The organism is Vibrio sp. THAF64, from assembly GCF_009363455.1.
In the GTDB taxonomy this organism is placed as follows: domain Bacteria; phylum Pseudomonadota; class Gammaproteobacteria; order Enterobacterales; family Vibrionaceae; genus Vibrio; species Vibrio coralliilyticus.
Genome location: NZ_CP045355.1, coordinates 1,108,377 through 1,133,977, shown reverse-complemented (window position 1 = coordinate 1,133,977; position 25,601 = coordinate 1,108,377). Strand labels below are relative to the sequence as shown.

Below are 25,601 nucleotides of genomic sequence, written 5' to 3'. Positions count from 1 at the left end.
CCTTCTAATCGTTTTGTAATCGTTGATATACGCTGTTGTCTATTTAATTTTTCCGATTTAAACGAGAACTAAAGGCGCTTAGTTAAACGCCTTTACTTTTTACGCTATAAACCGAACTGCGCATCAAGGATTACGAGGGAATTTATTAAAGTCTGGTCGACGTTTTTCATTAAACGCATTGCGACCTTCCTGACCTTCTTCAGTCATGTAAAACATCATGGTTGCGTTACCAGCCAACTCTTGGAGACCAGCCTGACCATCACAATCAGCATTCAATGCAGCTTTTAGGCAACGCAGTGCCATCGGGCTGTGTTGCAATGTTTCACGACACCAGCGAACGGTCTCCTTTTCCAATTCTTCAAGTGGCACAACTGTATTAACCAGCCCCATATCCAGAGCTTCTTGAGCATCATAGAAACGGCATAGAAGCCAAATCTCACGCGCTTTCTTCTGGCCAACAATTCGAGCCATGTATGAGGCGCCCCAGCCGCCATCAAACGAACCAACTTTTGGCCCCGTCTGACCAAACTGAGCGTTTTCTGCGGCAATGGTCAAGTCACACATCATATGCAGTACGTGACCACCACCCACAGCCCAGCCCGCAACAGCCGCAATAACTGGTTTAGGGCAAGTACGGATCTGGCGCTGGAAATCAAGTACGTTCAGGTGATGTGTACCGGAATCGTCTTGATAGCCGCCGTAATCACCACGGATCTTTTGATCACCGCCTGAACAGAAAGCCTTTTCGCCAAGTCCTGTCAAAATGATCACGCCAACGCCTTCGTCATAGCGAGCATCCGCTAGCGCATTGATCATTTCTTTTACAGTTTGAGGGCGGAACGCATTGCGTACCTGAGGGCGGGCGATGGTAATTTTTGCGATACCATCTTCGGATTTGTGGTACTGAATATCTTCATATTCACCTGTGCAATCGATCCAGTGTACTGGTGCGTATAGTTCTTCTTCTGAAATACCGACTGTTTTTGCCATGGTGATTCCTGTTTGTTGACGTTGCGCTGTTAGAGAAATGCGCAAATTTGAGATTTAACAATGGCGGTAAACGCTTCAGGCTGTTCGATGTGAACATTATGCCCAGCTTGCTCTACCTGGCTATAAGACAAACCGCTCTGTTCGGCCAAGCGGCTGAACTTACTGTCTTTTTCACCACAAATGTAATGTACTGGAATGCTCAAGTCTGTTAGTGACTCAAGCAAATAATCTTGTTTTGCTAATGAGGTTGCCATCAACATTCTGCCAATTGATGGGCCTAGGTTAGCACTGCGCTTGTGTATGAGTGTTTGTCTTTGCTCATGGTTTAGTGAACTAAATACCGGCTGCTGATACCAATCGCCTAACACTTGTTCAATTGGCTCATGATGAAATCGCTCAGCCCAGCGAGAGTCATTGTTTAAGCGAGCTGTTTTTTCTGCCCCACTACACAATCCAAAATTACCACCTTCAGAAATAAGCATTTGGATATTGTGTGCAGAAAAATACTGTTGAGTGAGCCCTACCATCGCAATTCGAGCTCCCATTGAATAACCCACTAACACTATAGGTGGTCGGTGAGGAAATTGAGTAAGTAGAACGTCAGATATTTGATCGCAGCACGTTTTAAAATCGCGACAATGCATCAATTTGCTCATCCCATGACCAGGAAGGTCAATACATAAAGTAGGGTATTCGGGAAGTAATTGCGCACAGCGGTCCCAATCATCACTGCTACCAAGTAGACCATGCAGGTAAACAATCAACGGCTGCGAGCTATCATTGCTCACATTGTTGTAAAGGCGGTTATAGAGCATGAAGGCGCTGAGTGATTTCTTTCAGTTGTGAGGAGGCCTGCTCGGGAGGTGTCGGCACTTCGACAAGCAATGCTCCCTCACCCTGTTGTAGATGCTGACCAACTAACTCAGTGTATGCGGCAAGCGTAGTTGGCTTTTCGTATCGAATGCCAAATTGTAACGCGGCATGCTCGAAGGTATAACCATGAGGCATCTGATACAGAGATTGTTTCTGCGCCTGAGGGACAGGGAGTAAATCAAAGATAGCCCCTCCGTCATTATTGGTGATCACAACAACGACCGGCGTTTTTTCATGGGTCAACAGAGACAAAGAGTTCAGATCGTACAATGCCGACGTATCACCAATGAACAATACGCTGGGCTTGCGAGTAGCTCGCACAACACCCGTTAGAGTCGCAATCAAACCGTCGATCCCCGATGCGCCTCGGTTGCTAAACGTTTCAAGGTTTGGCATCGAACCAAACATATCCACCAGCCGAACAAACAGGCTGTTTCCCAAAAAGACCTGAGCTTGCTGTGGTAACTCTTTGATAGATGTAGCCAGCGCAATCTCATTGGCTGACTGCTGACTTTGTTCATATTGAGAAGATATCGCTGCCACGCGCTGAGAATAATGCTCTAACTCCGCTGCCCAACCAGAATGAGAGCTCTTATCTTCTGCAAGCTCTTTCATCCAACTCTCAATCCAACCCCCGATGCCCACTACGTGGTGAGTTTGTGGTAAGTGACTTTGGTTGTTGCGCTCTATGCGGGGAGAAACAAAATGATAATCCGCTTGCCTGGATTCAACTTGCTGAGATATCCACTGATTGAGCCGTTTTGATACAATCCGCGAGCCAAACTGCACAATAACGTGAGCCTGATTCAACACTTCTTTCGCAGAAGGGTTCTGCAACCAAAGATCATAATGTGCGAAAGGAGACGAAACTCCCGATTGCGGATCGCACAAGCATGGCCAGCCCAGTTTTTCCGCCAGCTGTTTCGCCTGCTGTGCCTCCTCTAGGGTGACACTACCAACGACAATAACTCCTGGCTTATCTGCTAAGTCGGCGTAGTGAAGAGCGGGTAATGATTGAGTTCGAGCCTTGCGGCTATAAAGCTTGTCAGAGTGAGACCAAGATTTTACTTCATCGAGATACGCCTGAAATATTCCTTTCGATTCAGAGCCATACAAAGGCTCAGGAAACGGGCAATTGATGTGAACAGCTCCGCCTTTCTCTCCTTGTTCAAACATGTGTTGGTCAATGGAAGTCAGCAGCCACTTAAGCGATATGGAGTCCGAAGGGCTTGGTAACTCAAGGCTAGAGGTGACATGAGTTGAGAAAATTCCAGATTGATGGATCGCCTGATTGGCCCCACAGTCAATCAATTCTATGGGCCTGTCTGCGGTCAGCACCACCAGCTTTTCACCCGTCAGTCTAGCTTCGGCAATTGCAGGCAACAGATTTGCTACCGCTGTACCCGATGTCACAATCAGTGCGACGGGCTTGTTGCTCGCCTTTGCCAATCCGAGAGCGAGAAAACCTAAACCACGTTCATCAAAATGCGTATGAAGATTCAGGTTTGTATTTTCTTGCGCTTCTAGCGTTAATGGAGTCGAGCGTGAGCCAGGAGCAATACACACTTCAGTCACCCCGAGACGAGATAACTCTTCAAGCAAAGTCTGACACCAAATGCGATTGATGACGGCTTGGTTTTGACTACCCATTTACGACGCTACTCCCAGTGGAGGAATATCGGTGATCAGCGATAGCAAGGTCGACATTTTCTTATCCAACTCCTGCCATTCATTATCCGCGACAGAGCCCGGAACTATACCCGCGCCTGCGAATAATTGAACCTCTTCACCGAGAATAAGAGCGCTGCGTATCGCCACACAAAACTCCGCACGCTGATGACTGATAAAACCCATCGAGCCCGCATACCAACCACGTGCAAAGGGCTCGTTGTCTTGAATAAAGGCCATCGACTCCTTACGTGGTAATCCAGCAACTGCTGCAGTCGGCTGCAATGCTCCCAACAGTTGAACACCATTAATGCCTGGCTTAAGGTGTGCGTGGATACTGCGTTTAAGATGCTGAACTTTTCTCAGCCTAACCAAACGGGCTTCTTCCTCAACCTCGACATGCTCCGAGTGAGGCGTTAGTCGATCGATAATGTCATCGACGACATATTGGTTCTCATTAAGATTCTTGCTGTCTTGCGATAACCAATTTGCCAATTCCATATCGTGGCTGGCGTTGTCGCCTCGGCCTATCGTGCCCGCCAAAGCTTCAGTGTAGAGCTCCTGACCTTGTCTGGCGTACAAACGTTCCGGTGTAGAGCCTATAAAGCTGTGCTTTTTATCCAGAGAGAGCATAAAGTGGAAGCTATGGTGGTTTTGCAGATAACTTGATTTCAGTAGCTGCGCAGCACTTACCGTGCTGTCCATCTGTACGGAAGTTCTACGGGCCAGCACAACTTTCTTAAAGTCGTCATTCTCTATACCAGTCAGAACTTTCTCAACAAGTTCAGACCATTGCGGCTTTTCCGGTATGTGGCTGATGCTTTTGATCTGCGCAGAAACAGGCAGTAGAGCGCCAGCTTCAACTTTAAGTTTACCGAGCCCTGCCAGCGTGCGATGTTTGTCGGCTGTCAGGTTGACGGCTAATGACCAGCGGTTATCAAAACGAATTAGCTCAATTTGCGGCAGGAAGAAAAAGGAAGACATACAGCGACGATTCTTTTCTGTCTGGCCGTCAAAAGAACGCCCACCCCAGATGCGTTGGTCATCCGCCAGAATCGTATAGGCCGGAGCAGGATCAACAAAGGTGTGTAACCGCCCCAATGCCACCACTTCTTCACGGGTATCACGAGACTGCCAATAAAACTTTGGAAAGATTGGCTGGGCTTCCAACCAATCTATGAATGCAAAATCTGGTTTTTCCTCAAGAACTTGAACCAGACGGTTTACGCCGTCTTCTGCATCCTTTACGCGTTCGATCAGTTCAATAACGGCTTGATGAAAATGTGACAAATCAGCCTCGTATGCCTAGGGATTTTTATTCATTTTAGATCGCTACTCTATTAATAGACCTTACCCAGATCAAGGTTGTAGCCCATCTTTTGCATAATCCTGTGATTGCAAACGAACAAAGCGCATACAAAAAAGCGTATTAATTCAGTTTTTTATTCTAACAAAGGCCTTTTTGATGTACTTTAATAAAGAAATACATTCATTTTTAGGTTTTACACAATGCAAAATATCGGGATGTCGTCAAAACTCGATAATGTCTGCTATGACATTAGGGGGCCTGTACTCAAACATGCTAAGCGCATGGAGGAAGAGGGGCATAAAATACTGAAGTTGAATATCGGTAATCCCGCCCCATTTGGATTTGACGCCCCAGATGAAATCTTGGTTGATGTCATTCGCAACCTACCGACTTCACAAGGTTACTGTGACTCGAAAGGCATCTACTCTGCTCGTAAAGCCGTCGTTCAGCACTATCAACGTAAAGGCATCCGTTCTTTAGATGTCGAAGACGTGTATATCGGTAATGGCGCATCAGAACTGATCGTTATGGCGATGCAGGCTTTGCTCAACAATGGCGATGAGATGCTGGTCCCGGCTCCGGATTACCCACTTTGGACAGCCTCTGTTGCCCTGTCTGGCGGAAAAGCCGTGCATTACCTTTGTGATGAGCAAGCTGACTGGTATCCAGATCTGGATGATATTCGCAAGAAAATCACACCAAAGACCCGTGGTATCGTCTTAATTAACCCTAATAACCCAACAGGTGCAGTCTATAGCCGCGACTTTCTATTAGAAGTGATTGAGATTGCCCGTCAACACAAGCTGATTATCTTCGCTGACGAAATCTACGATAAAGTACTCTATGACGGCGCCACACACACCTCTGTTGCGACACTCTCAGATGATGTACTGACTGTTACCTTTAACGGCTTATCTAAAGCTTATCGCGTTTGTGGTTTCCGTGGTGGCTGGATGTTCCTCACCGGCCCGAAACATCTCGCGCAAGGGTACGTTAATGGCTTAGATATGCTGGCTTCAATGCGTTTGTGTGCCAATGTACCGATGCAACATGCAATTCAGACCGCACTGGGTGGTTATCAAAGTATTAATGAACTGATCCTGCCCGGCGGCCGCTTATTGGAACAGCGTGACCGCGCTTTTGAACTGATCAACCAGATTCCAGGGGTTTCCTGCGTGAAGCCTAAAGGCGCAATGTATCTGTTCCCGAAAATCGACACTAAGATGTACAACATCAAAGATGATCAAAAGATGGTTCTCGACTTCCTGATTCAGGAGAAAGTTCTGTTGGTTCAAGGCTCAGGCTTCAACTGGCCAAAACCCGATCACTTCCGCATTGTGACCCTGCCACATGTTGAAGATCTCGAAATGGCGATTGGACGCTTTGAACGCTTCCTGTCGACCTATAGCCAGTAGTAATTAGATTCGATCTTTCATATGCTTAAAGAGCACTCAGTGAGTGCTCTTTTTTATTAGGAGGAAGATCCATGACAGAGAGTAAGTCTAAAGAAAGTCATTTCTTCGCTCACCTCGCTCGTATGAAGCTGATTCAGCGCTGGCCATTAATGCGCTCCGTGTCGACAGAAAATATCTCAGAGCACAGTCTTCAAGTTGCCTTTGTCGCCCACGCTCTGGCATTAATCAAAAACAAAAAGTATGGCGGTAATCTCAATCCTGAACGCATCGCCTTGCTGGGAATGTACCACGATACCAGTGAAGTGTTGACTGGTGATCTCCCCACTCCCGTCAAGTATTACAACCCAGAAATCGCAAAGGAATATAAGAAGATAGAAGCCGCAGCGGAAAAAAAACTACTATCAATGCTGCCTGAAGAATTTCAGGAAGATTTTGCGCCTTATCTGGTCTCTCAAGCTGCGTATCCGGAGGACGAAGCGATCGTCAAGCAAGCCGATACCATCTGCGCCTACCTCAAATGTTTAGAAGAGCTCAGTGCAGGTAACCATGAATATGCGCTGGCCAAAAAACGCCTTGATGTCACTTTGCAAGAAAGACGAACCCCTGAAATGGACTACTTTCTCACCACGTTTGCCCCAAGCTTTGAGTTATCTCTGGACGAGATCAGTTAAAGTTAAGCGGCTCTTTTCAAGCCACAATCTCGGATGACATAACGTAAACTTAAAACGGCTCCTATTAAAGGAGCCGTTGTTATTTACATCAATACGATTGTACTAGTTACAAGCCGCTTGTTGTTCCCACATGGTAGCAACACCTGGTTCATCACCTGCGCTCGCCCAGTATGCCGCTACCCAGAAGTAGCCGTTATGAGACACTTCAGAATATTGAGCATACGACTTCTCTTCCCATGGCAGTACAACATCACTAACCAATGCCCAAACATCAGCGACTCCTGGCTCTTCCCCTACATTCGCATGCCATTGGTTTTGCCATACAAAACCGTTATGACTAACGAGTGTTCCTGAGCCTGGGTATTCTGCGTTGATATCCCAAGCTGGGTGGTTGCCCGCATCAGGGTCTGGCTGAGGTTCACAGCTATCCCCTTCAGGGAAAGTAAAGTTCACGCTTCCACTTGCGGAGTCCGTTGCACCGAAGTTATCGGTGACGTTTAACGAGAAGTTAAACTCTCCTTCCATCTCTGGCGTGTAAACCGTCGTTGGTTGATCCGAGCCCGGAATCGTCAGCACGTCACCATTTGGATCAGTACCGCTCCACGAGAATGACTCAATCCTGCCATCGTCACTGGACTTAGAACCATCCAAATGAATTTCTCCTCCTTCTACCGTTACGGCGATATCAGCATGAGGGTCTTCATTGGCGTCAGCATCCCCAGACACCGCAATCGTCACGGAATCACTGTCTTCTAGACTTCCATCGGATACTGTTAACGTAAAGGCTAGTGTCTGGTCATAGTTTCTAAGGCTACTACTATCAACCTCGATCACAGCTTTCGCCCCACCATCTTCAAGTGGCAGACTCTGGCCTTGTGTTTGTACCCATTGGTAACTCAGCTCTTCCCCTTCGGGATCACTTGAGTTAGAGCCATTCAGAGTAAAACTATCACCACGGGTAATGGACTGATCTTGCCCCGCATCCGCCACTGGTGGCTGATTATCCGGTGTAGGTACCGTCAAGGTGTAAACCATAGTATCGCTTGAGCTCGCTTCCGCTTCATCCGTAACGGTAAGCTGGAAGGTTGCCGTCACATCAGAATCTACATCAGACACGGTAAAATGTGTCGTTGCTTGGGTTGAGTCATCAATAGAGATGGCCGAAGAATCTGTACCTTCCACGTCCACCAAGGACCATGCATAAGTCAACGCGCCCTGTGCACTGGTAGATTGGCTGCCATCAAGCGTATACTGCACTCCGGATTCAAGCTCAGCACTCATATCCGCCCCAGCATCTGCAGCCGTTTCCGCGTTTTCAGGCTCTAAGTTCGTTAACTCACGACACTGCTGAGGTGATGTAATGTTTGTACCACAGCTGTATATGATATTGTTCATATCAATGTTGCCTGAAGCATCTGTCTGCTGGTACCCCAAACCTTCACGAGCTGCGTTCAGCAGAATGCCGTTATCATAATCCGCCATCCAAGTGAAAATCCCGCCCAGATTGTACTTCTCTACATACTTCGCTTTCATATAAGCAGTACGTGGGGTATCTAAAGAGATAAAGAACTTTCTCTCGGGGCTGTATATGTAATCCGCGTTAGCATGTGCATCGGTATACAAGTTGTAACTTTCTATCTTGTCTATTTGAAAGCCGTCGCTTTCTGAAATCGAAGCAAAGGTTTGTTCAATGTCATACCATTCGTAAATTCCAGGTTCCCATGACCCACCCACTTTTACATCAGGGTCCGAAGGCATACTGTAACTACCCTCAAGTGGAGAAAAGCTGGTCACCTGAGCTTCTGTCGCATTACGGCTGTATGTGGCGTACCCAATCTGAATCGCCTGAGATGGAACATTCATATTTTCAATCAAGTAGCTGATAGAATCATCCGCTGACCACTCAGCCTCTGCATAAGGAAAAGTATTGGTATGGTGGGCGAGAGATTCCGCCCAAGGCGTGCCAAAGAAATCATATGTCATCAGATGAATCGTATCGACACCCGCTCGATAGACATTACCGATATCACCTGCTTGAATTTTATCGACGGGCGCAGGGGCAGCAATAGCAATTTCGACGTCTTCAAGACCTGCGTCATCTAAAGCGCTCCGCAGCTCTCTAATCAACGTCGCATAGTTCTCACCATCCGCGTCGCTTGAACTGTTACCATCAGCACCACCTCCGCCAGGGTACTCCCAGTCTAAATCAATCTGAGAAAAGAAAGAGAAGCGCTTGAAGATCTCCACAACACTTGCGATAAAGATGGCGCGATTGTCCGGATCGGCAGCCATGCGTGAAAACGGCTCAGATAGAGACCAGCCTCCGACACTAAAGGCGACGGCTAAATCTGGATTCTGCCCCTTAAGCTTTTTCATTGCCCCTAAGAAGCCTGCAACTTTGTCTTCTCCCTGGTACCAACGCTGGAGCAAAACATCTTCCTCTTCCCAGTTTGGGTTACCTGCATCGGCAATTTCGTCATCCGTTAAGACACCGGCACCATCGGTTGCCATATCCGCCCAAGCATCGGTGGTCAGGACCTCAAAATCCTTACCATGCTCAGGGTTAGCATCTTTGGCAAAACCACAAAGCCTCTCTAGTGATTCAACCGCGGACGTATTCGAGCTATCACCTATTTCGGATCCACACATTCCAAAGAAGGAGAGTATTATCTTGTCGTAACCCTCTGAAAATTTGGATAGATCAACCCCACGAGCATAAAAGCCCCAGTTAGATAAATAAGCCGAGATTTTAGGCAGTTCAGAGTTATCTTCGTACTCATTGACATAAAAGGGGCTACCTGATGCAACAGGCCCTTTCGGTGCCAATGGATCTGTCCGTTCCGCCCACTCTTCCGGAGAGATGTATCTCTCATCTTCACGAGTAAAATCACCCGCAGTGGCAGTAGACGCTATGAGTACTAAAATTGACGTTGTTAATAAATTTAGCTTCATTTCTTAGATTCCAAATTGTTTTGTGCGCATACGCTTAAATGACACAAATTTAATAAAAACCAATTTCATATTGGCGAATTCAATTTAGAACGAAAGATATAAAAAATAGGCAGGAAGAGGTGAATCATTCTAAAAACTTGGATACATAAAATGAGACTGGCATTAATGCAGAGATTTTTTAATACCACTCTCCCACCTCCAGGAGAGAAGCTTCCTTTGCTCTCAGCGTCATACTCAAGCACAATAAACCTATGCATCTCCACCAACATGTCAGGCGGCGTCGTTAAAGCGCTATATTATTCACGCAGTTAAAGGCCAAAATTTATATGGGTTCAAACAGTAAACTGTTATGGGAACAACGCCACGATGATGAACATAAGATTCGTCGAGACGATCACCGTAGTCCTTACCAACGTGACCGAGCGAGAATTCTTCACTCCGCAGCGTTTCGACGTTTGCAGGCGAAAACTCAGGTTCACGGCAACAGTTTTGACGATTTTCACCGCACTCGGCTTACCCACTCTCTCGAAGCGGCTCAGTTAGGGACGGGAATCGTCGCGCAGATAAAGAAGAAACAAGCCGAGTTTCGCGATCTTTTGCCTAGCGATAGCTTAATAGACTCGCTTTGCTTAGCCCATGATATTGGTCATCCTCCGTATGGGCATGGTGGTGAAGTCGCCCTCAACTATATGATGCGTGAGCATGGCGGATTTGAGGGAAACGCACAGACATTTCGCATCGTGACCAAGCTTGAGCCTTATACCGAGCACTTTGGTATGAATCTGGCGCGACGAACTTTGCTTGGCCTGATCAAATACCCAGCGCTAATCAGTAAAACATGCGCTGATGTGACTCCAGACAGTGTCTCTCACCAGCGTAAGCTCAAAGCAAAAGAGTGGTCACCAGCCAAAGGTTTATATGACTGTGACCAGTCACTATTTGATTGGGTACTTGAACCGCTCAGTGAGTCAGATAAGCAACTTTTCAGCCAGATGCGCGATGAGCAATTAACTGAGCGTCAGCATAAAAAGACCCGCTTTAAGTCCATCGACTGCTCTATCATGGAGCTGGCCGATGACATTGCCTATGGGGTGCATGATCTCGAAGATGCGGTGGTGCTTGGCATGGTGACAAGACACCAATGGATAGAAGGCGCGGCGAGTTTGCTTTCAGAATGTGGTGAGCCTTGGTTTGAAGCTCATATCGACTCTATTACAGACATGCTGTTTTCCGGTACTCACTACCAGCGTAAAGACGCCATTGGTGGCATGGTGAACGCTTTACTCACCAGTATTTCCATCAAACCTGTTGACGCGCCTTTCGAAAGTGAACTGCTGGCATTTAACGCTTATCTGGAGCCAGAAATGGCTCAGGCGCTGGAAGTCCTTAAGCGCTTTGTCAGTGAGTACGTGATTCAGGTGCCTCATGTTCAAGTTGTCGAGTACAAGGGGCAACAGATCATTATGGATATCTTCGAAGCGTTTAGCGCCGATCCTGAAAGATTACTGTCTGCTCCAATTCGTCATGAATGGCAGCAAGCAACATGTGAAAGCGAAGGTTATCGTGTGATTGCAGACTATATTTCTTCGATGACTGACGGCCATGCTCAGCGCCTGCACCAGCAGTTGTTCTCATCTCATTAACAAAAAGCGGAGCTTATGCTCCGCTTGCTTTAACACCTGTCGACAAATTCATCGAGTCGGTTCGCGAGCCTCTGCTTCTCACTGTCACTGATAAAGCTCGCTTCAATCGCATTGCGACTAAATTGCGCCAACTCTTCTTGCGTCAACATATGACTGCCTGCAACTGCAAGAAAGTTGTCGGTCATGTAGCCACCAAAATAGGCTGGGTCATCTGAGTTGATCGTTACACACAGCCCTTGCCTCAATAAATCGACAACATTGTGTTGCTTCATCTCCTCAAATACTTTGAGCTTAGTGTTGGACAGTGGGCAAACCGTCAGCGGCATACGCGACTGAGCCAGCAACACCACCAGATTCGGATCATCGGCGCAGCGCACGCCATGGTCAATGCGCGACACTTTCAATAATTCAAGGCTGTTATAAATGTTGGCAACAGGCCCCTCTTCTCCTGCATGGGCGACTGTGAGAAAACCAGCCTCGAGTGCTTTGACAAAAACACGAGCAAACTTCTCTGGCGGGTGACCCACTTCCGATGAATCCAAACCAACACCAATGATTTTATCTTTGTGTGCCAATGCTTGTTCTAAGGTAGCAAAAGCACTGTCTTCGTCCAGATGACGTAAAAAACACATGATGACTCGACTACTGATACCCAATTGCGTTTTCGCATCTTGCAAAGCGCGGTGTATACCGTTGATTACTGTGTCAAACGCAATACCACGCTCAGTATGAGTTTGTGGGTCGAAGAAGATCTCGGTGTGAATGACATTGTCAACCTTACAGCGCAACAAATAAGCCCAGGTTAAATCATAAAAATCCTGTTCATGAATCAACACGTTGGCACCTTGATAGTAGATATCAAGGAACGATTGAAGGTTAGTAAACTCATACGCGGCTTTGACCTCTTCAGGCGTGGTAAATGGCAGCGCGATTTGATTGCGTAATGCGAGTTTAAACATCATCTCAGGTTCAAGTGAACCTTCAATATGCAGATGCAACTCAACTTTTGGTAACTGACGAATAAATTCGGTTTGGTTCACGCTTGTCTCCCCATTCAATTCGATTGGTATTCAACAAACGCTTTTCTCTTGTGAAGATAAACAGGCATACAAAGAGAAAAGCGCAATGCACTTCACTCTTCGTAATCTGAAATTTGCGGTTTCAGGTAGAAACTCCCACACCTTATCAGTGGGATTATACGAAGCATCGTTTATGGCTTAACAGTCATAACTAAACGATTGCGCGTCATTATATTCTGGCAAAGATTCACTGTACAACGCTGCGCTTGAAAATAATTTTAGACCTCAAATGACGAGTTTGCGTTTATTACCGGTAATTTTTTTCAAACACACCGGGCGGCATCTGCTTGATTTGAAAGTCAATCATGTGATTGAAGGTATCAAGTAATGGGGTGAAGTCTTGCTCTGGTTGCAGCAAAGTCAGGATATGGTAGCCAGCCTCCACGGTAGACAAGCTGTTGTCACTGGGCGCTTTGCGAATACGGTAATTGCCCTGTAGGTTCTCTGGCAAACGCACTAAAGGTAATGCCTGTAAATTCTCAGACAATTGCCACATTTTGTACGCTTTTTTCCACGTGCCATCGAGCAAAATAATCCGCACTTTGCCTTCGCTGGAGACGGCTTTAGCTACCTCTTCATGGCTGACAGACACTTCTCCCGGATAAAGCACAAAATGCTGATAGCCTTCCTCATCCAACAGCTTATTCAGCTCGCTATGCTGAGTAAAATTTTCGCCTTCAAACAGGTAGCTGTTCTCAAGCGAGAGCCTGAGAATGCGCGCGGTGCCCATGGGTCTGTTTGTTTCTGTCGGATGCTGTAAGATGACCAGCTCAACATTCGATGTTAGGCTTTGTATCCACTCACAAATACAAGCTTTGAGTGACTTACCACATTGAGAACAATATCGGGACATAGCGTGCGTTTACTTCTTCTGTTAATTGCTATCAGCTTAGTCTGCCTAGGCGTGCAGTTCGAGCCTTTAGCCAGCCTGACATACTGGCATCATCAACTTATTTCTGAAGGCCAGTGGTGGCGAATCCTAACAGGAAACTTCACCCACACCAACTTTGCTCATTTAGGCATGAATCTGGCTGGCTTGTGGGTTATCACTTATCTGTTTAAGCCAAGAGTAACTTCTCTGCTCTGTGTATTGTTCGTGATTAGCTTATCCGTGGGTGTACTCAACCTGACAACAAGCATGACTAGCTATGTTGGTCTTTCTGGTGTGCTACATGGCATCTTTGCCTATTATGCGCTTCAAGAATCCTTACAAGGTCGTAAAGGTAGCTGGTTACTTGTCATTGGTGTATTAGCCAAAGTGGGCTGGGAAATGACCATGGGCGCCTCGCAATCGACCAGCGAGTTAATCAATGCCCGTGTAGCGGTGGAGTCTCATCTGTTTGGCGCATTGACCGGTCTCGTGCTTGCTTTTGTCACTACTAAGCTAAACTTTCAGACAAGACTTAACCGCTCTCAGCGATAATTTCTATTGATGTTCCTGACCAAAGGGCTCAGAATGGCGCCCTTTTGCTGGTGGTCGATTGCCGCCAGAGCACTTATCTCACCTTAAACAGAGAACAATTTATGGGTTTTACCGCTTTAGGCCTTTCTGCCCCGCTCCTCAAAGCCATCGACGATCAGGGTTATGACAAACCATCTCCAATTCAGGAGCAAGCCATTCCTGCAGTGTTAGCAGGTAAAGATGTCATGGCAGCGGCTCAGACAGGTACGGGTAAAACCGCAGGCTTCACATTACCGATTCTAGAACGATTAGATAATGGCACCCGAGTCAAAGGCAACCATGTAAGAGCATTGGTACTGACACCGACTCGTGAATTGGCGGCTCAGGTCCAGGAAAACGTGTTCAAGTACAGCCGCTATCAACGTCTGACGTCGAATGTAGTATTCGGTGGAGTGAAGATTAATCCACAAATGACGAAGCTGCGTAAAGGCACAGACGTGCTTGTCGCAACCCCAGGTCGATTACTCGATTTATACCAGCAGAATGCAATTAACTTCTCCCAGTTAGAAGTTTTAGTGTTGGATGAAGCAGATCGCATGTTGGATATGGGCTTTATTCGCGATATTCGTAAAATTCTCGCACTGCTTCCGGAAAAGCGCCAAAACCTACTGTTCTCTGCAACCTTCTCTGCTGAGATTCGCGAACTAGCCAAAGGTCTAGTCAATGATCCGGTCGAAGTCTCTGTTAACCCTGAGAACTCCACTGCGGTCACCATTGAACAATCTATCTACCCAGCAGATAAGCGTAAAAAAGCACCTATGCTGGTGAAGCTCATCAAAGACGGCGATTGGAGACAAGTTCTGGTCTTCAGCCGTACCAAACACGGGGCGAACCGACTTTCTCACTACCTTAATGATCAAGGTATTACGGCGGCACCTATTCACGGTAACAAAAGCCAAGGCGCACGCACCAAGGCACTGGCTGATTTTAAATCCGGAGAAGTGCGTGTATTAGTTGCCACAGATATTGCCGCACGTGGTATCGACATTCCTCAACTCCCTCAGGTCGTTAACTTCGAGCTGCCTCACGTAGCAGAAGATTATGTCCACCGAATTGGCCGTACTGGCCGAGCGGGTGAAGTCGGCAAAGCGATCTCTTTAGTTGAAGCAGCGGAAGCCAGCGAGCTATTTGGTATTGAACGCCTCATCCAGCAAGTATTACCTCGTTTGGAGCTGGAAGGCTATAAGCCCGTCAATGTGCTGCCAGAATCTAAGTTAGATACTCGCCCAATCAAACCTAAGAAACCGAAAAAGCCCAAGAAGCCAAAAGTCGACCATGCCGATGGTAAGCGCTCAGGTGACAATGCTCGTGGTCATAAGCCAGCGGGGAAAAACAAACGTCATTTTGGCCATAACAAACCCAACGGTGATGGCTCCAAGAGTAATAATGGTGGCAAACGTAAGGACGGCAGTTCTGGCAATAGCAAAGCCTCAAACAATACTGGCAATAATGGACAGAAACGTCGTAGACCAGCGAACCGCAAGCCAAACCATTCGCAACCTAAAGCACAGTAACCAAATACACAAAGCCCCTCAGTTGAGGGGCTTTTCATTTAACTAAACAAAAGAAGTCAGCTTACACGATAGGACGCTGACCACGATCAATTAGCTTCATCAGTACGTTATCAGCCGCTTCACCCGCCAGACCTGCCAGCTTAGATGTCAGCTTTTTCTTCTCTACGTAGTGAATCGCTAAGACTGTTTTATCTTTACAAGCTTCCACAACCAGATCATCAGAGGTTTTGATTTCATCAACCAGACCCAGTGAATGCGCCTGAGTGCCAAACCAGTGTTCACCAGTGGCCACTTTATCTAATTCAAGTTCAGGGCGACGCTCACGAATAAAGTCTTTAAACAGGCCATGTGTTTCTTCGAGTTCCTGTTTGAACTTATCACGCGCTTTATCGGTGTTTTCGCCAAACATGGTCAAGGTACGCTTGTATTCACCCGCTGTTAGCTGTTCATACTCGATATCGTACTTTTTGAGTACTTTATTGAAGTTAGGTAGCTGAGCAATCACGCCGATGGAGCCTACGATTGCAAATGGTGCTGAAACAATCTTGTCAGCAATACATGCCATCATGTAACCACCACTGGCAGCCACTTTATCTACCGCAATCGTCAGTGGCAGCTTAGCCGCCTTAATACGATCCAGTTGAGACGATGCCAAACCGTAGCCATGTACCATACCGCCACCAGACTCTAGGCGCAGTAGTACTTCGTCCCCTTCACGAGCTACCGCGAGAATTGCGGTCACTTCTTCGCGTAGTGACGCGACTTCTTTGGCGTCAATGCTGCCTTTGAAATCCAGAACAAATAGGTGAGGCTCACGCTTGCTGTCCAAATCACCGTCTTTTGAAGCCTGCTTCACTTCTTTTTCACGGGCTTTTGTTTTCTCTTTCTCTTGTTTCTTCTCTGCCTTATCACGCGCTTTGATAAACGCTGAATCATGCAGGTGATGCTCAAGCTGCTCAACGGTGTTTTTATGCTGATCCGTCAAGTTGGTGATCTCCAATTCACCCTTTGCAGCACCACTCTTACCCCCTACGGCTTTGGCTATAACAAGAATCGCAATCACTGCGACTACAACAGTCACAATCTTGGCTAAAAACAGCCCGTAGTCCAACAAAAATTCCAATGTGATATCCCCTAATGTGCGAATTAGTGTATTGTAACCACCATCTTACGGATTCATAAAGCAGAACATTACAATAAGGATGCATGTCGTGGATTATTCCGTTTCCTCAGACGCTTTAAAAGACAAAGTCATTCTCGTGACAGGTGCCGGTGACGGCATCGGTAAACAAGCCGCAATCTCATTTGCTCAGCATGGTGCCACCGTCATTCTGTTAGGTCGTACAGTGAAGAAGCTTGAGCAAACTTACGATGAAATTGAAGCTGCTGGCTACCCTCAACCAGCGATCATTCCTCTGGATATGAAAGGCGCAAGCAAGCAAAACTATATTGATATGGCCGATACCATTGGTAGTCAGTTTGGTCGACTTGATGGAGTGCTACACAATGCCAGTCAACTGGGTGTACTGAGCCCATTTGATCAGATTGGTGAAGACACTTACGACGATATCATGCAGGTTAATGTTAAAGCTCAGTTCCTGATGACTCAGGCAATCCTTCCGCTACTGCATAAATCAGATGATGCTAGTGTTATCTTTACTTCATCAACGGTTGGCCATGCTGGCCGTGCTTTCTGGGGAACTTACGCAATATCTAAGTTCGCAACGGAAGGCATGATGCAGATTCTGGCAGATGAATTGAGCGATACACACATCCGTGTCAATGCAATTAACCCAGGTGGTACACGCACTTCCATGCGCGCGAAGGCTTACCCAGCGGAAGACGCTGAGTTGCTCAAAACACCACTGGATATCATGCCGCTTTATCTTCACCTGATGTCGAACGAGAGCAAAGACGTTCGTGGTCAGTGCATTGACGCACAGCCGAAGAAATAGAAAAAAACTTCTCAGAGATTCAACGCCTTGTGGAAACACAAGGCGTTTTTTTATCCACTTATTCAGCCCTTCCCTTGCTGATAAATAATAATAATTTATACTGTATATATACACAGGTAAATTGTTATGTATGAACTGATCGAACATCTTAAGAAAAAACAATGGCTTTGGCAGGGCAATCACATTCCTGAGTCCAGAGATCACCACCCGACTGGTTTTGATCTTCTGGATCAAAAACTGGAAGGCGGCTTTCCCATTCATGGTGTGGTGGAATTGCAAACGACTCCCGGCATCGGAGAGCTTCGTCTGCTACTCCCTCACCTTAAAAACAGCAGCCAAGGTAGGTTGTCCGTATTCATACAGCCACCAGGTCATCTGTCTGCGCAGTCTCTGACAGCAGAAGGGCTCGATCTGAACCATGTTCTACTGCTTTATACGAAAACAGATAACGAGGCCTTATGGGCTGCAGAGCAATGCCTAAAAAGCGGCGCTTGCAGTAACGTGCTGCTTTGGCATTCTGGGCTGGAAGTCCACCATGCTCGTCGACTTCAGGTAGCTAGTGAAACTGGAAATTGCCTCTCGTTTTTGTTTAAAACCGAACAGCGCAATCTCTTTTCTCTGCCCGTCAGTTTGAGCATGACGCTACTCCCCCACTCACTTGGAATTGAAATCACCATTACGAAACGCAAAGGTGGGTGGCCACATGCTAGCTTCGTTCTGGATATGAGTACGCTCTGGCCTTCATTAACAGAGTCCAGACCTGAGCCTGTCATTCTTCCTTTCCCACTGCGTAAGCAAGGCTAACTATGCAGGTGTGGTTGTACTTGCATTTCCCGACTCTACAACTGGATGCGCTGTACTCTGAACAGGCTCAGCAGCCTTTGGTGGTGGTTGATTCCAAACGTTTCCAAATCGTGCAATGCAATTTCGCCGCGCACGAACAAGGTATTCGACCGGGAATGGGACTGGGCAGCGCCAGCGCTTTGTGTCACTCGCTTCAGGTTCACCCCTATGATGAGAAGGTGGAGCAACAGACCTTACTGGATATCGCTCAGTGGCTGTATATGGTGACCTCTGATCTGGTGCTCTTTCCGCCACAAGGATTATTGCTAAAAGTCACTGATATGCTGTCACTCTATGGTGGGCTGGATGCTTATTGGCGCCGAGTCTCTCAGCATTTACAGCAGTTGAATATTCAGTATCAGTACGCTACCGGCTTTTCCCCTTTCTCTGCCATTCTGCTGGCAAAATCTGGAAGTGCATTGATCAGCCAAGATAGATCTCAACTCTGTGAAGCACTCAAATCTTATCCGATTTCAGCGACCGAGCTTGACAGTAAACAGGTTGAAAAACTCTCCCGTGTGGGGGTTTTGACCCTCAACGATCTTCTGGAACTGCCGATGCAAGAAGTCGCCAGACGTTTTGATATCGACTTGGTTAACTATGTCGGACGACTGATGGGTCAGTTTAAACATCCAGTAAACTTCTACCACCCACCTGAACACTTCCAAAGTTATCTTGAGCTGTTGTTTGATATCGAAAATACCCAGTGGTTGGAAAAACCGCTATTGAAACTACTAGAAAAATTGGAAGGGTTTCTAACATTACGTAATCAGGTCGCATACGAACTTGAGCTGACTCTTCATCAACGCGATCGTGCCGCTGGTGTGATTGCATTTACTTCCGCCTGTGGAGATTACTCCGCTCAGCGCTGGGCTAAGCTTTGTCAGCTAACAATGGAGTCCATTAAACTTGATGCTCCAGTACAAGGTTTGACTCTGAAAGTGGTACGTAGTGGCGAACTTGAGTCCACCAGCCAAGACATTTTCGCAGGACGTAAAGGCCAACAAACAGAACTGGAGTTGATAGCCACGCTACAAGCTAAGCTAGGTAATCACCAAGTCCTTAAAGTCGCACCAACAGATGACCCTAGACCAGAGAAATCGATTTCATTGTGTGCCCCCGAACTCCCCATTCCTACTAAAGTTTCGCTCTCTGGCTTACGCCCCTCTTTGATGCTACCAAACCCTGAGCCTTTAACAGAAAAGGTCAATGTTATGCACGGCCCTGAACGCTTTGTGACTGGCTGGTGGGATGGTGAGGAAATGACGCGGGATTATTTTATTGCGCGCAGTGACAGTGGACGTTGGCTCTGGGTATTTCGCAATCAAGAAATGCAGTGGTTTCTGCATGGGTTATTTAGCTAAGCGGAGATGCGATAATGAAGTACGCTGAACTCTTCTGCCAGACCAACTTCTCTTTCCTCACCGGCGCTTCTCACGCAGAAGAGCTTATTCTACAAGCAGACTTTTTACGCTATCACGCACTGGCGATTACCGATGAATGCTCCGTAGCAGGAGTGGTCAGAGCTTATAGAGCGATCAAAACTCATAACCTCAATATCAAACTGATCATAGGAAGTATGTTCTGGTTAAATGATGAGTGTCAGGTCGTATTACTTTGCCCAAACCGTGAAGCCTATGCCGAACTCTGTCGAATCATCACAAACGCAAGAAGGCGCACCGAGAAAGGGCAATATCAGCTGGCAGAATGGGATTTAATGTCGCTTCGCCACTGCTTGATTGTCTGGCTCCCCAGCCATCAACATAGCGATCAGAAATGGGGACACTGGCTTGCTCAACATCATCAACCAAGATTGTGGTTAGGTGTTCAGCGCCATTTAGATGCAGACGATAAAAGCTACCTTACTCACTGTAAGGAACTCGCTCAGGAACTGATGGTGCCAATCACCGCTTGCGGTGGTGTACTCATGCATACCGCTAACCGTCTTCCTCTACAACATGTTCTGACCGCAGTCCGGCATGGTAGTAGCGTTGATAAAATTGGTAAGCACCTACTTACTAATACAGAACGAACACTGCGAAGCAAAGAAAAGCTCGCCCGACTGTTTAAACAAGAATGGCTGGAAGAGAGTATTCGCCTCGCCGAGCAGTGCCAGTTCAGTTTAGAAAAACTCAAGTACGAATACCCCCATGAACTAGTACCCAGTGGTGAAACGCCGATGAGCTATCTGCGCAAATTAGTAGACAGTGGCAAGCGTCGCCGCTTTCCCGAAGGTATTCCTCAGGATATTTCAGAAACTATCGACAAAGAGCTTGAGCTGATTGATGAGCTCAACTACCCCTACTATTTCCTGACCATTCACGACATAGTGATGTTTGCCAAACGTCAGAATATTCTCTATCAAGGGCGTGGCTCAGCAGCCAACTCTGTCGTTTGCTACTGTCTGGAAATTACAGCGGTCGACCCTCGACAAATTTCCGTTCTCTTCGAGCGCTTTATCAGTAAAGAACGTGATGAGCCACCTGACATCGACGTAGACTTCGAACACGAACGCCGTGAAGAAGTCATTCAATACATTTATCAGAAGTATGGCCGTGAACGAGCAGCGCTTGCGGCAACAGTGATCACTTATCGCTTTAAAAGTGCCGTTCGCGATGTAGGTAAAGCGCTTGGGATTGAAGAAAGCCAACTCGATTACTTCATCAAAAACGTTAACCGTCGAGATCGTGAGCTCGGCTGGCAGGCGCAGATCGTCGAGCTTGGTCTTCAGCCGGATTCTCTCAAAGGTGAGCAGTTCATCACTCTGGTTAATGATATTCTCGGCTTTCCTCGTCACTTATCTCAACATGTTGGCGGCTTTGTGATTGCCGCTGGCCCTTTGTATGAACTGGTGCCAGTTGAGAATGCATCTATGGCAGGCAGGACAGTTATTCAGTGGGATAAAGATGATCTGGAAAGCCTGAAGCTAATGAAAGTTGACGTCCTCGCCCTAGGGATGCTCAGCGCTATTCATAAATGTTTCCAGTTGGTCAAACGCTTCCATCAGCAAGATCTGACTATTGCAGAGATCACCCGAAGGCAAGATGATCCTGAAGTGTATGGCATGATCCAGAAAGCCGACACAGTCGGTGTATTTCAGATCGAATCACGAGCTCAAATGAGCATGCTTCCCAGACTCAGGCCCAAGACTTATTACGATCTGGTGATCCAGATTGCTATTGTACGCCCGGGGCCGATTCAGGGGGACATGGTTCACCCTTTTCTCAAACGCCGTGATGGTATCGAACCCGTGACCTTCCCTTCGGATGAAGTCAAAGATGTCTTATCTCGAACTATGGGGGTGCCTATCTTTCAGGAGCAGGTAATCAAGCTGGCGATGGTAGCTGCAGGCTTTAGTGGTGGTGAAGCCGATCAATTGCGTCGTGCTATGGCATCTTGGAAAAAGAATGGCGATCTGGTGAAGTTTCGCACCAAGCTGATTGAGGGAATGTTGGCTCGCGGCTACGAACAAGAATTTGCTGAACGCATTTTTGATCAGATACTTGGATTTGGTGAGTACGGTTTTCCTGAGAGTCATTCTGCCTCTTTTGCTGTGCTGGCGTATTGTTCTGCTTGGCTCAAACATTATCATCCGGAAGCTTTTTACGCTTCACTCCTCAATAGCCTGCCGATGGGCTTTTACAGTGCATCGCAGCTAGTGCAGGATGCAAGGCGTCACAACGTATTGATTCTGCCTGTCTGCGTCAACCAGTCACATTATGATCATCAGGTCGTTCATTGTGGCAACAGACTAGCTATCCGACTTGGCTTTCGTCAAATCAAAGGATTCAGCGCAGAAAGCACTCTACAACTACTCAAAGCACGCGGCAAGCAGGGCTTTCAACACCCCAAGCAACTCAAGCATATCGGTTTAAATCAGCGAGATCTGGAACTGCTCGCTTCGGCTAATGCTATGCAGACTATTGCGAATAACCGTTTTCAAACCCGCTGGGCAATGATGGATTCGTTATCCGATTTACCTCTATTTAAAGATTTAGAAGAGCCGCAAAGTGACTCAATCAGTAAGCCTTCAGAGGTTCAAACACTGCTGGAAGACTACTCTTCCATTGGGCTATCACTCAGCAAACACCCTATTACGCTTTTGGAACAAGCAGGTGTCCTAGGGCGCTTTACAAGAATGAAGGAGCTTATTCATAAGCCGCATCAGTCTCTGGTGACCATCGTCGGCGTCGTGACAGGTAAGCAAGCTCCCGGTACCGCTGCTGGCGTCACCTTTTTCACTTTAGAAGACGACAGTGGCAACATGAATGTTGTGGTTTGGCAAGCAACGGCGCGAGCGCAAAAACAGGCCTACCTCACAGCCAAAGTCATGATGGTAAAAGGCATTCTAGAAAGAGAAGGAGAAGTTACACACATCATTGCAGGGAGATTAATCGATATGACAGACAAGCTAGAAGGGCTCAAAAGCAAATCACGAGATTTCCACTAACCACCATAAACGGAAAAAGGAGCTATTCGGCTCCCTTTAGATTAACAGTTAGACGAGTTACACATCGTCTTCAGCGTCCATACGTCTCTTTTTGTATTCCCTGTACAGTAACATGCATAAGGTCATCACAACCTTAGACGTGAACCATATCATGAATAGGAACTACCTTTAGCTTCTGATGAAAAGTGAAGATTAATTAATTCGTAAAGTAAATGATCGAATAAATACTATCAATAATTTAACTGAATTACATGCTTTATATCAATCGAGACACTATCTCGACAAAATATCACGCAGTCGATCTTGTGCCACTTCAACCAATAAATCTGGCTGGAACTTGGAAATGAATCGATCACACCCCACCTTCTTCACCATCGCATCATTAAAGCTACCACTCAACGATGTATTGAGCGTGATATACAGATCTTTTAATTTAGGGTCACTGCGAATCTCGTGAGTCAGCTTATAACCGTCCATTTCAGGCATTTCTGCATCAGTGATCATCAGTAACAATTCACGAGGGACATCTTTGCCCTCTTCGCTCCAACCTTTAATCAGCCGAAGCGCTTCAAGACCATCACGGCATTCAAGAATATTCAGCCCCAGCTGAGACAAGGTACCTTTGACCTGGGCACGAGCCGTTGAAGAATCATCAACGATCAGAACATTGCGGCCTATCATCTGAGCGGCCAATTCTTCGTCCAATACGCCTTCAGAAATAGACACATCGTAGTCGATAATTTCAGCCAAAACTTTCTCTACATCAATAATTTCGACTATTTGCTGTTGGTCGTTTTCTTTGATGTGAGTGATGGCTGTCAGGTAATTAGCACGCCCAGCCGTTTTCGGTGGTGGCTGAATTTCCGTCCAAGCAGTGTTGACAATGTTACGCACCTGGCCGACTAAAAAGCCCTGAACGGTACGGTTATATTCAGTAATGATCAGGTTCTGCTCTTGCTCTTCTTCTCTAGATGGCGGGAATCCAATGGCACTTCGTAAATCAATCACAGGAACCGAGACACCACGTAAAAAAGCGACGCCAGTAATGTTGTGATGTGAGCCTGGCATTTTGGTCAAAGGCGGGACTTTAATAACCTCGCGAACTTTAAAAACGTTGATCGCAAAGACCTGACGGCTGTTAAGACTGAACAGCAGCAACTCCAATCGGTTTTCACCAACAAGATTCGTTCGCTGATCAACGCTATTTAAAACTCCGGACATACGATCTCTCAACTACTTTGTAATATATCAAAAATAGCCTAAAGCCAGGCTAAACAAAAATAAACCCATACAACTTGAAGGTTATATGGGTTTACATAAAAGATAAAGCTTCTTAACTACGAGCTTAGCCTTCTATCACCTTCATCAATAATAACCCATCATAGAGGGCCTGTTTGATTAATGCCGCGCCAGGCATGGTCGCCTGTTTGTAGAAGCGAGACTCTACAACTTCAAGATCCTGATGATAAACAGGCAGGCTTTGCTCTTTAATACAGTTTTGAATGGCCGGATACAATACGTCTTTTGCTTGGTTAATCGCCCCACCAATGAGAATTTTTTCCGGGTTGAAGAGGTTGATGACAATCGCAATCGCCGAGCCCAGATAACGACCAAGTTTTTCGACAGCATCCACTGCCAATGGATCACCATTTGCTGCAGCTTCACAAATATCTTCAACTGACAGCTCTTCAATGTCTGACAACGTTGATTCTTCACCATTTGCCAAACGTTCCGCCACTTCGCTACGAATAGCCTGAGAGCTGGCAACAGTTTCAAGACATCCTCGATTGCCACAATGACAAAGCTTACCATTAGGATCGATTTGAATATGGCCAAGTTCACCGATGTTACCGTGACGCCCTTGAAGCACACGACCATCAAGAACAATACCCGCACCAAGACCATGGTGGATAGAAATCAGTACTGAGTTTTCGTTTTCCTGAGAATGACCAAACAACTTCTCTGCCAATGCCCACGCTCGGGTGTCGTTAGCGATGAAGACGGGAAGACCTGTTGCTTTGTAGATTTCAGGGCCAAGAGAAAGGTTTTCAACATTGTAGTGCGGCATTTGCAACACAATGCCTTTTTCAGAGTTCACCAAACCAGGAAGAGTAAGTGCAATACTGGTTACACGGTCTAGTTGCTCGGAATATGTCTGGAAAAATTCATCGATTTCATGGAGCAAGCGAGCTAACACATCGTCTTGATCGATTTCATGGATATCGATTTTAGTGTCAATCAGAACATCACCGCCCAACTCATGCAAAGCAATGGTCAAATAGCCACGGCCGAGACGCATTGAGAGAAACTGCCAGCCTTCATTGTTCACCTGTAGCCCCACTGCCGGGCGGCCACGACTGGTCGCTTCCTGCACGGTAGTTTCGTGGATCAGATGAGCATCAATCAGCTCACGAGTAATCTTGGTAATACTCGCAGGGGCAAGCTCGCTCTCTTTTGACAAATCAATTCGAGAGATAGGACCTTTTTGATCAATGAGTTTATATACACGGCCAGCATTGACCTGCTTGATATGATCAATATGGCCTGGTTGAGCCATGTACATAGGGTGCTCCAAATATCAACAACTAAGCAATTTTTTTACTTTGCGAAGTAATTGTGAAGAGCTTTGGTAGATTGCCGTGACAAGCATCACGGATAAACATGATTCTTTGGGCGTTCAATCAAATTGCAAAACAGATATCACATTTAAAGCGCCATTTTTTTGCATTAATAAATATGTGTGTCTGACAAGATAAGTTATCCCTAAATCTCTCATA

At 46.6% G+C, this 25,601-nt stretch carries 19 protein-coding genes and 1 riboswitch; of the genes, 9 read left to right on the top strand and 10 right to left on the bottom strand.

Annotation, left to right across the window (positions count from 1 at the left end):
* Positions 1-123 precede the first annotated feature (123 nt).
* Genes menB through FIU99_RS05165 form a run of 4 tightly spaced genes read right to left on the bottom strand, consistent with a single transcriptional unit; the run spans position 124 to position 4,821 of the window.
* Complete coding sequence (gene menB / locus FIU99_RS05180) at positions 124-990, bottom strand: 1,4-dihydroxy-2-naphthoyl-CoA synthase (RefSeq protein WP_152472077.1); 867 nt, start codon at positions 988-990, stop codon at positions 124-126.
* A 29-nt stretch (positions 991-1,019) separates the two neighbouring features.
* Positions 1,020-1,805, bottom strand: coding sequence for a 2-succinyl-6-hydroxy-2,4-cyclohexadiene-1-carboxylate synthase (gene menH, locus FIU99_RS05175; protein WP_006959237.1), 786 nt, complete (start codon positions 1,803-1,805; stop codon positions 1,020-1,022).
* Positions 1,795-3,513 (bottom strand): 2-succinyl-5-enolpyruvyl-6-hydroxy-3-cyclohexene-1-carboxylic-acid synthase, encoded by a 1,719-nt coding sequence (gene menD, locus FIU99_RS05170; protein ID WP_152472076.1) that lies wholly within the window; start codon positions 3,511-3,513, stop codon positions 1,795-1,797. The genes menH and menD overlap by 11 nt, the downstream gene beginning before the upstream one ends.
* Positions 3,514-4,821, bottom strand: coding sequence for an isochorismate synthase MenF (locus tag FIU99_RS05165; protein WP_006959239.1), 1,308 nt, complete (start codon positions 4,819-4,821; stop codon positions 3,514-3,516).
* Positions 4,822-5,040: 219 nt separating this feature from the next.
* Between FIU99_RS05165 and FIU99_RS05160 the strand changes: the two genes are divergently transcribed.
* Both FIU99_RS05160 and yfbR read left to right on the top strand, forming a co-directional pair.
* On the top strand, positions 5,041-6,255 hold the full coding sequence (locus FIU99_RS05160) for a pyridoxal phosphate-dependent aminotransferase (protein WP_006959240.1): 1,215 nt from the start codon (positions 5,041-5,043) through the stop codon (positions 6,253-6,255).
* A gap of 71 nt (positions 6,256-6,326) precedes the next feature.
* Positions 6,327-6,926 carry a 5'-deoxynucleotidase gene (gene yfbR / locus FIU99_RS05155; protein ID WP_006959241.1) on the top strand — a complete coding sequence of 200 codons (600 nt, stop codon included), beginning with the start codon at positions 6,327-6,329 and terminating at the stop codon, positions 6,924-6,926.
* A gap of 102 nt (positions 6,927-7,028) precedes the next feature.
* Here yfbR and FIU99_RS05150 read toward each other — a convergent pair whose 3' ends face one another.
* On the bottom strand, positions 7,029-9,878 hold the full coding sequence (locus FIU99_RS05150) for a glycosyl hydrolase family 18 protein (protein ID WP_039951667.1): 2,850 nt from the start codon (positions 9,876-9,878) through the stop codon (positions 7,029-7,031).
* Between the two features lie 326 nt (positions 9,879-10,204).
* On the opposite strand from FIU99_RS05150, the gene FIU99_RS05145 reads away from it, so the two are divergent.
* Entirely contained in the window at positions 10,205-11,521 is a 1,317-nt protein-coding gene (locus FIU99_RS05145) for an anti-phage deoxyguanosine triphosphatase (RefSeq protein ID WP_006959243.1), read from the top strand.
* 29 nt (positions 11,522-11,550) lie between these two features.
* Here FIU99_RS05145 and FIU99_RS05140 read toward each other — a convergent pair whose 3' ends face one another.
* Together FIU99_RS05140 and FIU99_RS05135 are read right to left on the bottom strand one after the other, a co-directional pair.
* Positions 11,551-12,561 carry an adenosine deaminase gene (locus tag FIU99_RS05140; protein WP_006959244.1) on the bottom strand — a complete coding sequence of 337 codons (1,011 nt, stop codon included), beginning with the start codon at positions 12,559-12,561 and terminating at the stop codon, positions 11,551-11,553.
* Positions 12,562-12,643: 82 nt separating this feature from the next.
* Positions 12,644-12,743: riboswitch (purine riboswitch) on the bottom strand.
* Between the two features lie 104 nt (positions 12,744-12,847).
* Positions 12,848-13,453: a tRNA-uridine aminocarboxypropyltransferase gene (locus tag FIU99_RS05135; protein WP_080555926.1), complete on the bottom strand. Its 606-nt coding sequence runs from the start codon at positions 13,451-13,453 to the stop codon at positions 12,848-12,850.
* A gap of 3 nt (positions 13,454-13,456) precedes the next feature.
* On the opposite strand from FIU99_RS05135, the gene rrtA reads away from it, so the two are divergent.
* Positions 13,457-14,023: a rhombosortase gene (rrtA, locus tag FIU99_RS05130; RefSeq protein WP_006959246.1), complete on the top strand. Its 567-nt coding sequence runs from the start codon at positions 13,457-13,459 to the stop codon at positions 14,021-14,023.
* A 101-nt stretch (positions 14,024-14,124) separates the two neighbouring features.
* Positions 14,125-15,576, top strand: coding sequence for a DEAD/DEAH box helicase (locus FIU99_RS05125; protein ID WP_006959248.1), 1,452 nt, complete (start codon positions 14,125-14,127; stop codon positions 15,574-15,576).
* Between the two features lie 61 nt (positions 15,577-15,637).
* Here FIU99_RS05125 and sohB read toward each other — a convergent pair whose 3' ends face one another.
* Positions 15,638-16,699, bottom strand: a complete 1,062-nt coding sequence (gene sohB, locus FIU99_RS05120; RefSeq protein WP_029236329.1) for a protease SohB — start codon at positions 16,697-16,699, stop codon at positions 15,638-15,640.
* An 88-nt stretch (positions 16,700-16,787) separates the two neighbouring features.
* Here sohB and FIU99_RS05115 point away from each other — a divergent pair, with 88 nt between their 5' ends.
* From FIU99_RS05115 to FIU99_RS05100, 4 genes are all read left to right on the top strand, one after another.
* Complete coding sequence (locus tag FIU99_RS05115) at positions 16,788-17,531, top strand: YciK family oxidoreductase (protein WP_019277934.1); 744 nt, start codon at positions 16,788-16,790, stop codon at positions 17,529-17,531.
* Between the two features lie 126 nt (positions 17,532-17,657).
* Positions 17,658-18,335 carry a translesion DNA synthesis-associated protein ImuA gene (gene imuA, locus FIU99_RS05110; protein ID WP_152472075.1) on the top strand — a complete coding sequence of 226 codons (678 nt, stop codon included), beginning with the start codon at positions 17,658-17,660 and terminating at the stop codon, positions 18,333-18,335.
* A gap of 2 nt (positions 18,336-18,337) precedes the next feature.
* The gene (locus FIU99_RS05105; RefSeq protein WP_152472074.1) at positions 18,338-19,738 is read left to right on the top strand and encodes a DNA polymerase Y family protein; all 1,401 of its coding nucleotides are present in this window, start codon (positions 18,338-18,340) and stop codon (positions 19,736-19,738) included.
* Between the two features lie 14 nt (positions 19,739-19,752).
* The gene (locus tag FIU99_RS05100) at positions 19,753-22,824 is read left to right on the top strand and encodes an error-prone DNA polymerase (RefSeq protein WP_152472073.1); all 3,072 of its coding nucleotides are present in this window, start codon (positions 19,753-19,755) and stop codon (positions 22,822-22,824) included.
* A gap of 273 nt (positions 22,825-23,097) precedes the next feature.
* Here the strand turns inward: FIU99_RS05100 and FIU99_RS05095 are convergent, their stop codons facing one another.
* Together FIU99_RS05095 and FIU99_RS05090 are read right to left on the bottom strand one after the other, a co-directional pair.
* Positions 23,098-24,045: a chemotaxis protein CheV gene (locus FIU99_RS05095; protein ID WP_006959259.1), complete on the bottom strand. Its 948-nt coding sequence runs from the start codon at positions 24,043-24,045 to the stop codon at positions 23,098-23,100.
* Positions 24,046-24,169: 124 nt separating this feature from the next.
* Positions 24,170-25,387, bottom strand: a complete 1,218-nt coding sequence (locus tag FIU99_RS05090; protein WP_006959262.1) for an ROK family protein — start codon at positions 25,385-25,387, stop codon at positions 24,170-24,172.
* Positions 25,388-25,601: the final 214 nt, after the last annotated feature.

Coding starts and splice junctions, on each gene's coding strand:
- menB (WP_152472077.1), bottom strand. CDS start 990: ATGGCAAAAACAGTCGGTATTTCAGAAGAAGAACTATACGCACCAGTA.
- menH (WP_006959237.1), bottom strand. CDS start 1,805: ATGCTCTATAACCGCCTTTACAACAATGTGAGCAATGATAGCTCGCAG.
- menD (WP_152472076.1), bottom strand. CDS start 3,513: ATGGGTAGTCAAAACCAAGCCGTCATCAATCGCATTTGGTGTCAGACT.
- FIU99_RS05160 (WP_006959240.1), top strand. CDS start 5,041: ATGCAAAATATCGGGATGTCGTCAAAACTCGATAATGTCTGCTATGAC.
- yfbR (WP_006959241.1), top strand. CDS start 6,327: ATGACAGAGAGTAAGTCTAAAGAAAGTCATTTCTTCGCTCACCTCGCT.
- FIU99_RS05150 (WP_039951667.1), bottom strand. CDS start 9,878: ATGAAGCTAAATTTATTAACAACGTCAATTTTAGTACTCATAGCGTCT.
- FIU99_RS05145 (WP_006959243.1), top strand. CDS start 10,205: ATGGGTTCAAACAGTAAACTGTTATGGGAACAACGCCACGATGATGAA.
- FIU99_RS05135 (WP_080555926.1), bottom strand. CDS start 13,453: ATGTCCCGATATTGTTCTCAATGTGGTAAGTCACTCAAAGCTTGTATT.
- FIU99_RS05125 (WP_006959248.1), top strand. CDS start 14,125: ATGGGTTTTACCGCTTTAGGCCTTTCTGCCCCGCTCCTCAAAGCCATC.
- imuA (WP_152472075.1), top strand. CDS start 17,658: ATGTATGAACTGATCGAACATCTTAAGAAAAAACAATGGCTTTGGCAG.
- FIU99_RS05105 (WP_152472074.1), top strand. CDS start 18,338: ATGCAGGTGTGGTTGTACTTGCATTTCCCGACTCTACAACTGGATGCG.
- FIU99_RS05100 (WP_152472073.1), top strand. CDS start 19,753: ATGAAGTACGCTGAACTCTTCTGCCAGACCAACTTCTCTTTCCTCACC.
- FIU99_RS05095 (WP_006959259.1), bottom strand. CDS start 24,045: ATGTCCGGAGTTTTAAATAGCGTTGATCAGCGAACGAATCTTGTTGGT.
- FIU99_RS05090 (WP_006959262.1), bottom strand. CDS start 25,387: ATGTACATGGCTCAACCAGGCCATATTGATCATATCAAGCAGGTCAAT.